The 12,948-nt window shown below is 60.9% G+C and carries 12 protein-coding genes; 10 read left to right on the forward strand and 2 right to left on the reverse strand.

What is annotated here, in order from left to right; genetic code table 11:
* Positions 1-128 precede the first annotated feature (128 nt).
* The gene (locus tag AC1RJ3_RS06420) at positions 129-875 is read right to left on the reverse strand and encodes an NRDE family protein (RefSeq protein ID WP_493078018.1); all 747 of its coding nucleotides are present in this window, start codon (positions 873-875) and stop codon (positions 129-131) included.
* 121 nt (positions 876-996) lie between these two features.
* Between AC1RJ3_RS06420 and AC1RJ3_RS06425 the strand changes: the two genes are divergently transcribed.
* From AC1RJ3_RS06425 to AC1RJ3_RS06450, 6 genes are all read left to right on the forward strand, one after another.
* Positions 997-1,779, forward strand: a complete 783-nt coding sequence (locus AC1RJ3_RS06425; protein WP_493078020.1) for a sulfite exporter TauE/SafE family protein — start codon at positions 997-999, stop codon at positions 1,777-1,779.
* A 97-nt stretch (positions 1,780-1,876) separates the two neighbouring features.
* The gene (gene lgt / locus AC1RJ3_RS06430; protein WP_054594511.1) at positions 1,877-2,692 is read left to right on the forward strand and encodes a prolipoprotein diacylglyceryl transferase; all 816 of its coding nucleotides are present in this window, start codon (positions 1,877-1,879) and stop codon (positions 2,690-2,692) included.
* Positions 2,693-2,755: 63 nt separating this feature from the next.
* Positions 2,756-3,727, forward strand: coding sequence for a thymidylate synthase (locus AC1RJ3_RS06435; RefSeq protein ID WP_054594510.1), 972 nt, complete (start codon positions 2,756-2,758; stop codon positions 3,725-3,727).
* Positions 3,728-3,911: 184 nt separating this feature from the next.
* The gene (locus AC1RJ3_RS06440; protein ID WP_493078023.1) at positions 3,912-4,115 is read left to right on the forward strand and encodes a co-regulatory protein PtrA N-terminal domain-containing protein; all 204 of its coding nucleotides are present in this window, start codon (positions 3,912-3,914) and stop codon (positions 4,113-4,115) included.
* A 188-nt stretch (positions 4,116-4,303) separates the two neighbouring features.
* Complete coding sequence (locus AC1RJ3_RS06445; protein WP_493078025.1) at positions 4,304-4,897, forward strand: undecaprenyl-diphosphatase; 594 nt, start codon at positions 4,304-4,306, stop codon at positions 4,895-4,897.
* A gap of 53 nt (positions 4,898-4,950) precedes the next feature.
* Complete coding sequence (locus AC1RJ3_RS06450; RefSeq protein ID WP_493078026.1) at positions 4,951-6,132, forward strand: MFS transporter; 1,182 nt, start codon at positions 4,951-4,953, stop codon at positions 6,130-6,132.
* Here the strand turns inward: AC1RJ3_RS06450 and cadR are convergent.
* A complete protein-coding gene (gene cadR / locus AC1RJ3_RS06455) occupies positions 6,129-6,578 on the reverse strand; it encodes a Cd(II)/Pb(II)-responsive transcriptional regulator (protein WP_054594507.1) in 450 nt (149 codons plus the stop codon). The genes AC1RJ3_RS06450 and cadR overlap by 4 nt on opposite strands.
* An 85-nt stretch (positions 6,579-6,663) precedes the next feature.
* Here cadR and AC1RJ3_RS06460 point away from each other — a divergent pair, with 85 nt between their 5' ends.
* From AC1RJ3_RS06460 to AC1RJ3_RS06475, 4 genes are all read left to right on the forward strand, one after another.
* Positions 6,664-8,949 (forward strand): heavy metal translocating P-type ATPase, encoded by a 2,286-nt coding sequence (locus tag AC1RJ3_RS06460; RefSeq protein ID WP_493078027.1) that lies wholly within the window; start codon positions 6,664-6,666, stop codon positions 8,947-8,949.
* A gap of 16 nt (positions 8,950-8,965) precedes the next feature.
* Positions 8,966-9,829 (forward strand): LysR family transcriptional regulator, encoded by an 864-nt coding sequence (locus tag AC1RJ3_RS06465; RefSeq protein ID WP_054594505.1) that lies wholly within the window; start codon positions 8,966-8,968, stop codon positions 9,827-9,829.
* Between the two features lie 285 nt (positions 9,830-10,114).
* Positions 10,115-11,191 carry a putative 2-aminoethylphosphonate ABC transporter ATP-binding protein gene (locus tag AC1RJ3_RS06470; protein ID WP_493078029.1) on the forward strand — a complete coding sequence of 359 codons (1,077 nt, stop codon included), beginning with the start codon at positions 10,115-10,117 and terminating at the stop codon, positions 11,189-11,191.
* Entirely contained in the window at positions 11,191-12,915 is a 1,725-nt protein-coding gene (locus tag AC1RJ3_RS06475) for a putative 2-aminoethylphosphonate ABC transporter permease subunit (protein ID WP_493078031.1), read from the forward strand. The genes AC1RJ3_RS06470 and AC1RJ3_RS06475 overlap by 1 nt, the downstream gene beginning before the upstream one ends.
* Positions 12,916-12,948: the final 33 nt, after the last annotated feature.

Raw genomic sequence — 12,948 nt, forward strand, 5'->3', positions numbered from 1 at the left:
CCCGCTGGAGTGCGAAGTGCTCCTGAATCGGCCAGCGTGTTCTATCAGTCTGTGCGCGATGACTGTTTAACGGCTGCTTCGCAGCCGAGCGGGAGCAAGCTCCCTCGCCACAGAGTATCGCGCCAGGGCTAAATCCTGATCTCCACTTCCCCAAGATGCCCGCCGTACGGACCGAAACTTCGTTCAACCATATGCCGCGTCCCGTCCGCCCGCACTATCAACGCGGTACTCGCTCGCGTGCCATACATGGGGCTGGCAATAAACACGCTCGACAATAAACTCTCGGTCGCAAGACCAACCCCGGTATCCGGCAAGTCGGCGAACGGCGCCGTTTGCGGGTCGCCTAAAAGGGCCAGTAAGGCCTGTGGTTGCGGGTCGGCCAGGACTTCACTCAACGCCGCCTTGGCCTTGAGCACTTTCGGCCACGGCGTATCTAGCCCGGCATTCGACAATCCATAGATGCCTGATTGCAGTTTGCCTGGCCCAGGTGCGCGCGCGTTGTAATGCCACAGCTCATGACGATTGCCGATCAGCAGATTAAATCCGGCATATTCCGGTGATCTGTCGACAGCGTCGGCCAAATACTGATCAATCGGCAAGTCGCCGGTGAGAAACCGTGCCACCAGCTCGCCTCGTGATTTGCGCGCCGGCGGCTGGTGCGGGTCGCGGATGTTGGTCAGTGCGGCAAAGCGCCCGTCGGCGCCAATGCCCAGCCAGGTGCCACCTGCTTCCAGGTCACGTCCGGCGTACACCTGCGGCGTTTCGGGCCATTGCGCCAGCGGCAGGCTGGGGCGTGCATAAAACTCGTCGCGGTTAGCCGCAACGATCAGCGGCGTTGCGTGACCCGGCCGCCAGGCGAAGACAATCAAGCACATGGGGTTATCCCTCTTGGCTTTTTGCCCACTTTACGCATAGAACTGGCGGGTATCCATCGCCATCCAGTGGAGCTTGAGGCCATGCATCCGTTACCATGCCGCACTTATTTGGGGGGCAGTCATGGAATTTCCGCTCTATCTGCTGCTGGGTGCCTGTGCCGGCGTGCTGGCCGGGCTGTTTGGGGTGGGCGGCGGGATCATCATCGTCCCGGTACTGGTGTTCAGTTTCACCTTGCAGGGTTTTGATGTGTCGGTGTTGACTCACCTGGCCGTCGGCACGTCGTTGGCGACGATCATCTTCACGTCGGTCAATGCAGTGCGCGAACATCATCTGAAAGGCGCGGTGCGCTGGCCGATTTTTGTCTGGATGACCGTCGGGATCCTGATCGGCGCGGGGTTTGGCGCGCTGACAGCCGAAGCCATCTCGGGACCGCATTTGCAGAAGATCATCGGTGTGTTCGCGTTGGTCATTGCCTTGCAGCTGGCGCTGGAGGTCAGGCCCAAGGCCAGCCGAACGGTGCCCGGCAAAGTCGGCCTGACCCTGGCCGGCAGTGTGATCGGCTGGGCTTCGGCGATTTTTGGGGTCGGCGGAGGCTCACTGACAGTGCCGTTTCTGACCTGGCGCAGCGTGCCGATGCAGCAAGCCGTGGCCACCTCTTCGGCCTGCGGTCTGCCGATTGCGCTCGTCAGTGCATTAAGTTTCATGATTCTGGGCTGGCACGATCCACGCCTGCCGGCTCATAGTCTCGGGTTCATTTATTTACCGGCGCTGTTGGGCATTGCCCTGACCAGCATGGTCTTTGCCCGTATCGGTGCGCGACTGGCCCACAAGCTGTCACCGCGGTTGCTGAAAAGACTGTTTGCCGCGTTGCTGTTTTGCGTGGGTTTGAGCTTTTTGCTTTGAGCTCTTTTGCCGGGAACAGCGACGCAATCCTGGCTTAATCCAGGCGTGGCACGGTCACGCCAGGAATTTTACGTTTCAACTCTAACGAGGAGTCGCAATGCTGCCTTACCCGCAGATTGACCCGGTGGCCCTGGCCATCGGCCCGCTGAAAATCCACTGGTACGGCCTGATGTACCTGGTCGGCATCGGCGGCGCCTGGCTGCTGGCGTCGCGACGGTTGAACCGTTTCGACCCGACCTGGACCAAGGAGAAACTCTCCGACATGGTCTTCTGGATGTCGATGGGCGTGATTGTCGGCGGCCGGCTGGGTTATGTGCTGTTTTACGATCTGAATGCCTACCTGGCTAACCCAACGCTGATTTTTGAGGTGTGGAAGGGCGGCATGTCGTTCCATGGCGGGTTCATCGGCGTGATGCTGGCGGCCCTGTGGTTCGGCAGGAAGAATGGCAAGTCGTTCTTCCAGCTGATGGACTTCGTCGCACCGATGGTGCCGATCGGCCTGGGTGCCGGGCGTATCGGTAACTTCATCAACGCCGAGTTGTGGGGCAAGCCGACCGACCTGCCGTGGGCCATGATCTTCCCGCCGTTCAGCGACCCGGCACAGCTGCCGCGTCATCCGTCGCAGCTGTATCAGTTCGCGCTGGAAGGTGTGGCGCTGTTCCTGATCCTCTGGTTGTTCTCGCGTAAGCCGCGGCCGACCATGGCCGTGTCCGGGATGTTCACGCTGTTCTACGGTATTTTCCGTTTCATCGTCGAATTCGTCCGCGTGCCGGACGCGCAACTGGGCTATCTGGCCTGGAACTGGCTGACCATGGGCCAGGTTCTGTGCGTACCGATGATCCTTGCCGGTCTGTTCCTGATCTGGCTGGCTTATCACCGTGCTCCGGCGGCTCCGGTTGCCCCGACTGCTTAAGCTGTCGCGCTCTACATTCGAATCCCGGGGCTTTGGTCCCGGGTTCAAGGACACAGGTAACTCATGAAGCAATATCTCGATCTGGTCGCCCACGTCATCAAGAACGGCACCAAGCAAGCCAACCGTACCGGCGTGAACACCATCAGTTTTCCCGGCGCGATGCTGCGTTATGACCTGAAAGAAGGTTTCCCGGCGATCACTACCCGCAAGATGGCGTTCAAATCGGCCATCGGCGAGATGGTCGGTTTCCTGCGGGGCGTGAACAACGCGGCTGAGTTCCGGGCATTGGGCTGCAAGGTCTGGGACCAGAATGCCAATGAAAACGCCCAATGGCTGGCCAACCCGTTCCGTCAGGGCGAAGACGACCTGGGCGAGATCTACGGCGTGCAATGGCGCAAATGGCCGGCGTACAAGCAGATCCCGGTCAGCAATCAGGCCGCTATCGAACAGACGCTGAGCCAGGGCTATCGGCAGATCGCTGAAGGTGAAGAAGACGGCCAGGCTTATGTGGTGCTGTACAAGGCGATCGACCAGATTCGCCAGTGCGTCGACACCATCATCAAGGACCCGGGCAGCCGGCGTATCCTGTTCCACGGCTGGAACTGCGCCCAGCTCGATGAAATGGCCTTGCCGCCGTGCCATCTGCTGTATCAGTTCCACCCGAACGTCGAGACCAAAGAGATCTCCCTGACGCTCTACATCCGATCCAACGACCTGGGCCTGGGCACGCCGTTCAACCTCACCGAAGGTGCCGCGCTGCTGAGCCTGATCGGTCGGCTGACCGGTTACACGCCGCGCTGGTTCACCTATTTCATCGGTGACGCCCATGTCTACGAAAACCACCTGGACATGCTCAACGAACAGCTCAAGCGCGAGCCGTTCCCGATGCCAAAACTGGTGATTTCCGACCGTGTGCCGGAGTTCGCCAAGACCGGCGTGTATCAGCCTGAGTGGCTGGAACAGATCGAGCCGAGCGACTTTTCGCTGGAAGGTTATGAGCACCACGCCCCAATGACCGCGCCAATGGCGGTCTGAATACCTCCCGCCCTGATCGTTCCCACGCTGTGGGAGCGATCAAGCGTCAATGCCACGAATCTAAAAACCTACATGTCAGAAAATTCATCTCCCGGGGAAAGGGCCGATAAACAGCGCCCTATAGGATGAGCTCCAGTCAGGCCAATACAGGGTCTGGCAGAACCCAACTACTGGAGAGTTCCCGATGAAATCCCTGAAAGCTTTTTTGGTCGTTTCCCTGATGTGCGCTTCTGTGGCTGCGATGGCTGAAGGCGGCGGCGACAAGGTTCAGGCCCGAATGGACGCCGCACGTGATGTAGCGATGGTTCACTATCAGCAATCTGAACATGCGCAGGCTTTAGCGAGCAGTCAGAAAGCCCAGTCCGACACTGTCGAACGCTCGAATTGACGGTGGGTTTTACCAGGTTGCTGACATGCCGTGTGGCAGCAGAACTTGTGGCACAACAGGTGTCAAACGCCTGAAGCCCGGATGGCGGGGTACTCCGACTGTCCGGGTGATTGCAATTAGTAAGATGGGGACCGCTCAGCGTGTGATCGCGGTGCGGGGTTTTCTGATGAACTGAATGGCGTCTCTTTGTGGAAGAACTCAATCGCAGCCTGTTCCTGGCGATCAACGCCAGCGCGGATGCCTCGGCGCCCATGCGGTCTTTGGCGATGTTTCTGGCACAGTGGCTGATCCTCTGTGTACCGCTTTTGCTGGCCGGGTTGTGGTTGCAAGGCGCACGCCGGCAGCGGGCGGTAGCGCTCACTGCGACGCTGAGTATCGTCTTCGCGCTGGGCTGCAATCTGCTGATCAGCAGCCTTTGGTTCCACCCACGTCCCTTTATGCTGGGGTTGGGGCAAAATTTCCTGGCGCATGCCGCTGAATCATCTTTTCCCAGCGACCACGCCACGGTGATGTTTGCGCTAGCCTTTGGGTTGATACTGGCCTCGTTGCGCAATCTGGGCCTGCTGGTATTGTTGCTGGGGGCGTTGGTTGGCTGGTCGCGTGTCTACCTGGGCGTGCACTTTCCATTCGATATTGCCGGCTCGTTCCTGGTTTCGCTGATCAGCGCCTGGCTGGTCAAGCAAGTACTGGACTGGAGACAGCAGGGCGAGCGTCTGCTCGACGTAGTTGAGCGTCTGTACCAACGAATATTTCCGGCACTCGCTCGGCGCACTATGCACTGATGGGGTCCGGTCATCGCCTTCGATAGGGCCTTGGAGCACGACAGGATGAACACGTGAATCAGGTCAGATTGGAGTCTCTGCGTATCCCGCGAACCATTTGGGCCTTGGGCTTTGTCAGCCTGTTCATGGATGTTTCGTCCGAACTGGTGCACAGCCTGCTGCCGGTGTTTCTGGTCACGACCTTGGGCGCGAGCGCACTGACCGTCGGGGTGATCGAGGGCATTGCCGAGGCGACGGCGATGGTCGTCAAAGTCTTCTCGGGTGCGATCAGCGACTTTATCGGTCGACGCAAAGGCTTGCTGTTAGTGGGATACGGTATGGCCGCGTTGTCCAAACCGCTGTTCCCGCTGGCTCACTCGGTGGATGTGGTGTTCACCGCGCGCTTTCTCGATCGTATCGGCAAAGGCATTCGCGGCTCGCCGCGCGATGCCTTGGTGGCGGATGTAGCGCCTCCGGAAATTCGCGGTGCGTGTTTCGGTTTACGCCAGTCGATGGACACTGTCGGCGCCTTTGTCGGCCCTGCGCTGGCCATTGCGCTGATGCTCTGGCTCGCCGATATCCAGCTGGTGCTCTGGTTCGCCGTGATCCCGGCGGTCATCGCAGTGGCGCTGATTGTCGCCGGTGTAAAAGAGCCTGAGCACGCTGTTGGCAAGCACACCTTTCGATCGCCCATTCATTGGCGAGTCCTTCACGACTTCTCGTCCGGGTACTGGTGGGTGGTCATTGTGGGCGGGGTGTTTACGCTGGCGCGTTTCAGCGAAGCATTTCTGGTGTTGCGGGCGCAGCAGGCCGGTTTGTCAGCCACCTGGGTGCCGCTGGTGATGGTGGTTATGTCGGTGTTCTATGCGCTGTCCGCGTACCCGGCCGGCTGGCTGTCCGATCGCATCAGCCGCACGAAATTGCTGTGCCTAGGGATGGGGCTGCTGGTGTTGGCGGACCTGGTGCTCGCACAAAGCCATTCGCCCCTGACAATGATGCTGGGCGTAGCCCTGTGGGGACTGCACATGGGATTCAGCCAAGGCATCCTCGCCACACTGGTAGCTGATACGGCCCCCGACGAACTGAAGGGCACGGCCTTCGGCATTTTCAATTTGCTCAGCGGCGTTTGCCTGTTGATTGCCAGTGTTCTCGCCGGCTGGCTGTGGCAAACCGTTGGCGCACAAAGCACGTTCATCACCGGAGCGGTGCTGGCCGCGTTAGCCATGCTTTTGCTGCTGCTACGCCGGGCGGCTTAATGCCCGTGGCTTCGGCCGACATGGGAATGTTCGGCTTCGCTCGCCGCCACGCCACCGCTGACTTCCAGCTGCTGCAAAATCCCGCATTGCTCGATATCCGGCCGTTCGCTGCAGCTTTGGCGCAGTTCCAGCAGCTGTGTCTGCAAGGCCAGCAAGCCGTCGATCCGCGCCTTGACGTGGTGGATGTGCTCGTCGATCAGCGCATTGACGCTTTCGCATTGATCCTGCGGGCTGTCGCGCAGGCTGAGCAGGCTGCGGATTTCTTCGAGGGTCATGTCGAGGGTGCGGCAGTTACGGATAAATGTCAGGCGCTCGGTGTGGGCCTGGGTGTACACGCGGTAATTGCCTTCGCTGCGGGCCGGTTCCGGCAACAGGCCTTCGCGCTCGTAATAACGGATGGTTTCGACTTGGCAGTCGGTCAGTTTCGCCAGTTCACCGATCTTCATTTCAATCATCTCCGATTGGCTGCTTGACCCTATAGTGGCTACAGGGTGTTCACTTGGCAACAGGCACCTTTTCGGACGCGACCTTATGAGCGATTCCCAGCACACCCACAAACCCCACGCTGATCACGATCACGATCACGATCACGATCACAGCCACGGGCAAAAGCTTCAGCCGGTTCAGAAACACGATCACGCAAGTGGCGGCGGCTCTTGCTGTTCCAGCGCCGCAGCGCCTTCATTGATCAAGCTCAGTGAAACGCCGACCGACGGCGCGCGCCTGAGCCGTTTTCGCATCGACGCCATGGACTGCCCGACCGAACAGACGCTGATCCAGAACAAGCTCGGCAAGCTGGCGGGTGTGCAGCAACTGGAATTCAACCTGATCAACCGCGTACTCGGCGTCACCCATGACCTGCCGACGACTGCACCGATCATCGACGCCATCAAGTCGATTGGCATGTTGGCCGAACCCATTGAGCAGGGTGCGGATGCTCAAGCCAGTCCGGCGCCAGTGAAAAAGCCCTGGTGGCCGTTGGCAGTATCAGGTGTCGGTGCCTTGGCGGCCGAGGTGATTCACTTCACCAGCGCCGCGCCGACCTGGGTGGTGGCGATCGTTGCGCTGGTCTCGATCCTCAGCGGCGGTTTGGGCACCTACAAGAAGGGCTGGATTGCCCTGAAGAACCTCAACCTGAACATCAACGCGCTGATGAGCATCGCGGTGACCGGTGCAGTGTTGATCGGCCAGTGGCCGGAAGCGGCGATGGTGATGTTCCTGTTCACCGTGGCCGAGCTGATCGAAGCCAAATCCCTGGACCGCGCGCGCAATGCAATCAGCGGGCTGATGCAGATGACCCCGGAAAAGGTCACCGTGCAGCAAGAAGATGGCAGCTGGGTCGAACGTGAAGCCAAAAGTATCGATCTCGGTGCACGGGTGCGGGTTCGTCCCGGCGAGCGGATTGGCCTGGATGGCGAAGTAGTGTCTGGCAGCTCGACCATCGATCAGGCGCCGATCACTGGTGAAAGCCTGCCTGTCGAGAAAACCGTCGGCGACAAAGTCTTCGCCGGGACCATCAATCAGTCCGGTTCGCTGGAGTTCAAAGTGACCGCTGCGGCCAATAACTCGACTTTGGCGCGGATCATTCATGCCGTAGAAGCCGCCCAGGGCGCACGGGCGCCGACCCAGCGGTTCGTCGACCGCTTCTCGAAAATCTATACGCCGGTGGTGTTCATCCTCGCCTTGGCCGTGGCGCTCATCCCGCCGCTGTTCATGGGCGCGGCCTGGTTCGACTGGATCTACCGCGCGCTGGTGCTGCTGGTGGTTGCGTGCCCTTGCGCACTGGTGATTTCCACCCCGGTGACCATCGTCAGCGGTCTGGCGGCGGCGGCGCGCAAAGGCATCCTGATCAAGGGCGGCGTGTACCTGGAGGGTGGTCACGAACTGGATTACCTGGCGCTGGACAAGACCGGCACAATCACCCATGGCAAACCGGTGCAGACCGATTATCTGTCCCTGGACCCGACCGTCGAAAACACTGCACAGATTCTGGCCGCCAGCCTCGCCGGGCGTTCCGATCACCCGGTATCGCTGGCCATCGCCAACGCGGCTGTGGATAAACAGCTGACGTTGCTCGCTGTGGATAACTTTGAAGCGCTGACCGGCCGTGGCGTGCGCGGTGAGATTGATGGTCAGGTTTACCACTTGGGCAATCACCGCCTGGTGGAAGAGCTGGGCCTGTGCTCGCCAGCGCTGGAAGAGAAACTGTTTGCCCTCGAAGAACAGGGCAAGACCGTGGTGCTGTTGCTCGACCGGTCGGGTCCGTTGGCGTTGTTCGCGGTGGCCGATACGGTCAAGGCCTCCAGCCGCGAAGCGATCCGGCAGTTGCATGAACTGGGCATCAAGACCTTGATGCTGACCGGAGACAACCCGCACACCGCTCGGGCAATTGCCGCCCAGGTGGGTATTGATGAGGCGCGAGGTGACCTGCTGCCGACCGACAAGCTCAAGGCTATCGAAGGCTTGTACGCTAAGGGGCATCGGGTCGGGATGGTCGGCGACGGCATCAACGATGCGCCGGCACTGGCTCGCGCGCAGATCGGTTTTGCGATGGCCGCAGCCGGCACTGATACCGCGATCGAGACCGCTGATGTTGCCCTGATGGATGATGATCTGCGCAAGATTCCGGCGTTTATCCGGTTGTCGCGGCAGACTTCAAATATCCTCACGCAAAATATCGCCCTGGCGTTGATCATCAAGGCGATCTTTCTTGGGGTAACCTTCGTGGGTCTCGCCACCATGTGGATGGCGGTGTTCGCCGACATGGGCGTGGCCCTGCTGGTGGTGTTCAACGGTCTGCGCCTGTTGCGCAAATAATCAAGACGAGGGTTAAGTGCTGAGTGCCGAGCTGAAGGCTTTTTACATGGTCGCGCGATTGGGCAGCATTACCCTCGCGGCGAAAAAGCTCGGCCTGAGCCAACCCACGGTGACCACTCAGATTCGTCATCTGGAAAGCCAGTACTCGGTTGAATTGTTCTATCGCGGTGGTCGTCGGCTGACGGTCAGCGAGGATGGCGCACGGTTGCTACCGATGGTCAAAACGCTGTTGCAGCAGGAAGCCGATATCGAGTTTTTCCTGCGCAACAGTGGCCAGGTTCAAGGCGTGCTGCGCATCGCCGCCACTGCGCCGTATTACATTCTCGATCTGGTGAAGACCTTCCGCGAGCGCCTGCCGCAAGTGGAAGTCTCGGTGGAAATCGGCAACTCCCAACAGGTGCTCGAGTCCCTTGAGGAATACCGGGTCGACATCGCCGCATCATCGCAATTGCTCGAAGACTCGCGATTGATCCGCCGCGTGCTGGGCAGCGATCCACTGGTGTTGGCGGTGCACCGTAACCATCCGCTGGCGGTGCATGATCATGTGCCGCTGAGCGCCTTGGTCGGACACACCCTGTTGATGCGTGAAAGCGGCTCGACCACCCGGCGTCTGACTGAAGCGTTGCTGGCAACCGCTGGGGTGAGTTTCGGTCCGTTGCTGGAGATCGGTAGCCGTGAGTCGATTCGTGAAGCGGTGCTGCGCAATATCGGCATCAGCATCATCGCCCGCCAGGAAGTGCCCCATGACCCGCAATTGCGGGTGCTGACGATCGAAAACGCGCCGCAGATCCCCGAATACCTGTACTGCCTCAAAGAACGCAAAGGCGCACGCCTGCCGGCGGCGTTTCTCGGCCTGGCGCAGGAAATGGCCCCGGCGTAATGATCGTTCCCACCCTGTGGCGAGGGAGCTTGCTCCCGCTCGGCTGCGCAGCAGTCGTAAACCCGGAGAATGCGTTTTACCTGACAGTGCTCTGCTCTGATTTTGGGACCGCTGCGCGGTCCAGCGGGAGCAAGCTCCCTCGCCACAATGTTCCCGTCGGTAGATCCTGAAGTCTCGAACAACCCAAATCCCCGAATACCACTATCGGCCGTTTTTGCCTCGCTGCCACAGGACGGACGCATTACCCACCTAGGATGGCCTTCATCTGCTTGATGAGGTCCGCCCATGAACCATCCGAACGCAACTGCCCAGGTTTTTCCCGGTGCGCCGATGAAGGTGCGCGGTATCGAGAAACGCTTCGGCGCGTTCACCGCGCTGGATAACGTTTCGCTGGATGTCGCCGCGGGTGAACTGGTGTGCCTGCTCGGGCCTTCCGGTTGCGGTAAGACCACCTTGCTGCGTTGCATCGCCGGCCTCGAACGCCAGGATCGCGGCGAGTTGTACCTGGGTGATCGGAACGTTTCCCTACTGGCACCGCAGGCTCGGGACTACGGCATCCTGTTTCAGTCCTACGCGCTGTTCCCCAACCTCACCGTCGAAGCCAACATTGCCTACGGCCTGGCCGGCAGCGGCCGCGAGGAAGTGCGCAAGCGTGTCGCGCAAATGCTCGAACTGGTGGGTCTGATCGGCAGTGAAAAGAAGTACCCAGGCCAATTGTCCGGCGGTCAGCAACAACGCGTGGCGCTGGCCCGGGCCCTGGCGCCGGCACCGTCGCTGTTGCTGCTGGACGAACCGATGTCGGCCCTCGACGCCCGGGTTCGCGAGCACCTGTGCACCGAGTTGCGCCAATTGCAGCGCAACCTCGGTATCACCACCTTGATGGTCACCCACAACCAGGACGAGGCCATGCTGATGGCCGACCGCATCGCCGTGATGAACAACGGCAAGGTCGAGCAGTACGCCACGCCGCAGGAAATCTACAACCGCCCGGCCACGCCGTTTGTTGCCGAGTTCGTCGGGCAGGGCAACTGGCTGCCGTTCCAGCGCAGCAGTGACAGTCACGCGCAGGTCGGCGGGATGAATGTGCGCCTGGCCGACAACTCCGGCAAAGCTGCGTCGGGCCGACTGTTCTGCCGCCCGGAGGCTATTAGCATCAACCCGCCGGTGCATGAAGAAAACCTGTTCCCAGCCAAGGTCCGCGAGATCACCTTTCTCGGCAATCGCTGCCGGATGAGTTTCGAGTTGAACCAACTGCCGGGCCATGCGCTGCTCGCCGAACTGGCGCCTGAAGCCATGCCACGCCTCGGCGCGCAGGACATCATGGTCGCCTTGCCGCCGCGCAGCTTGCAGGTATTTGCCTGATGAGCACGCCGATCGCCCTGCCGATACCGCACAAGCCGGTTCGACAGGCTTCCCGGGCTGAAATCGGTGACCGGCTGTTCGTGGTGGGTGGCAAGGTCTTGCTGCTGTGCCTGCTCAGCATCGCGGTGTTGATGCCGCTGCTGGCGATCTTCTGGCGCGGCTTCAGCAACGACGCGGGGCAGGGCGGTGGTCTGGTTGCCGCCCGCGAACTACTGACCAGCGCCAACTTCCACTGGTTGCTGGGCAACAGCTTGAAAGTCTCCCTCAGCGTGGCGGCCATTGTCGTGCCGCTGGCCTACCTGTTTGCCTACGCGCTGCAACGCACACTGATTCCCGGCAAGGCGATCTGGCGCGGCATGTCGCTGTTGCCATTGATGGCACCGTCGATGCTGCCCGGTATTGCGCTCGTGTACCTGTTCGGCAATCAGGGCCTGTTGCGCGGGCTGCTGCCGGACAACATTTACGGCTTCTGGGGCATTGTCCTCGGCGAAGTGATTTACACCTTTCCCCACGCCTTGATGATTCTGCTCTCGGCGTTGTCCTTGGCGGATGCGCGTTTGTTCGACGCCGCGTCGAGCATGGGCGCCAGTCCGGCCAAGGCGTTTCGCAGCATCACCTGGCCGGCGACCCGGCAAGCGGTGTTCGCCGCGTTCTGCCTGGTGTTCACCCTGACCATCACCGATTTCGGCGTGCCGGTGGTGGTCGGTGGCGACTACCAAGTACTGGCGCTGGAAGCCTACAAAGCGGTGGTTGGCCAGCAGCAATTCGGTCGCGGTGCGCTGATCGGCATGGTTCTGCTGCTGCCGGCGCTGTTCAGCTTTGGCGTCGATGCGTGGTTGCGCCGTCGTCACGGCGACGCCATGAGCGGTCGGGCACAAGTCTTTCAACCGGCGCCGTCGCGGCTGCGTGATGGTTGCTACCTGATCATCGTGTTGCTGATCTGCGCCGCGCTGCTGCTGGTGTTCGGCATGGCGGTGTACTCGTCGCTGGTGAAGTTCTGGCCGTACAACCTGTCGCTGTCGCTCAATCACTATCAGTTCGGCGACACCGCCGGTGGCGGCTGGCTGGCTTACGGCAACAGCGTGAAAATGGCCTTTTGCACAGCGTTGATCGGCAGCGGTTTGATTTTCACCGGTGCCTATCTGATGGAGAAAACCCGTGGCCAGCGCGGCTTGAACCTGGCGCTGCGGATGCTCAGCTTCGTGCCGATGGCGGTGCCGGGTTTGGTGCTGGGCCTGGGCTACGTATTTTTCTTCAACCTCACCGACAACCCGCTGCATGTGTTCTACGGGACCATGACCCTGCTGGTGGTGTGCACCATTGCGCACTATCTGACCACCGCACAAATGACCGCCACCACCGCATTGCGCCAGCTCGACGCCGAGTTCGAAGCCGCTGCGCTGTCGCTCAAGGCGCCGCTGTACCGCCATTACCTGCGCGTCACCGTGCCGATCTGCCTGCCGGCGCTGCTGGACATCGTGCGCTACCTGTTCGTCTCGGCGATGACCACGGTGTCGGCAGCGATTTTCCTCTATAGCCCCGACACCATCCTCGCGGCGGTGGCGGTGCTGAACATGGACGACGCCGGCAACGTCGGCGGCGCAGCGGCCATGTCGACCCTGATTCTGTTCACCTCGGCGGGCGTTTCCCTGCTCCTGGCCTGGGCGTCGCGCGGCTTGCTGCGCCGCTCCCAGGCCTGGCGGCAAAGCGCGCCCGGCAACTGATTTGCAATCCCGCAAACCTGAACTCAACTGCCG

Source organism: Pseudomonas sp. GW822-FHT04C11 (assembly GCF_058800905.1).

Excerpts from the sequence above, each read along its gene's own strand:
- AC1RJ3_RS06475 (WP_493078031.1), top strand. The coding sequence starts at position 11,191 with ATGAGCACGCCGATCGCCCTGCCGATACCGCACAAGCCGGTTCGACAG.
- cadR (WP_054594507.1), bottom strand. The coding sequence starts at position 6,578 with ATGAAGATCGGTGAACTGGCGAAACTGACCGACTGCCAAGTCGAAACC.
- AC1RJ3_RS06470 (WP_493078029.1), top strand. The coding sequence starts at position 10,115 with ATGAACCATCCGAACGCAACTGCCCAGGTTTTTCCCGGTGCGCCGATG.
- AC1RJ3_RS06420 (WP_493078018.1), bottom strand. The coding sequence starts at position 875 with ATGTGCTTGATTGTCTTCGCCTGGCGGCCGGGTCACGCAACGCCGCTG.
- AC1RJ3_RS06440 (WP_493078023.1), top strand. The coding sequence starts at position 3,912 with ATGAAATCCCTGAAAGCTTTTTTGGTCGTTTCCCTGATGTGCGCTTCT.
- AC1RJ3_RS06435 (WP_054594510.1), top strand. The coding sequence starts at position 2,756 with ATGAAGCAATATCTCGATCTGGTCGCCCACGTCATCAAGAACGGCACC.
- lgt (WP_054594511.1), top strand. The coding sequence starts at position 1,877 with ATGCTGCCTTACCCGCAGATTGACCCGGTGGCCCTGGCCATCGGCCCG.
- AC1RJ3_RS06425 (WP_493078020.1), top strand. The coding sequence starts at position 997 with ATGGAATTTCCGCTCTATCTGCTGCTGGGTGCCTGTGCCGGCGTGCTG.
- AC1RJ3_RS06460 (WP_493078027.1), top strand. The coding sequence starts at position 6,664 with ATGAGCGATTCCCAGCACACCCACAAACCCCACGCTGATCACGATCAC.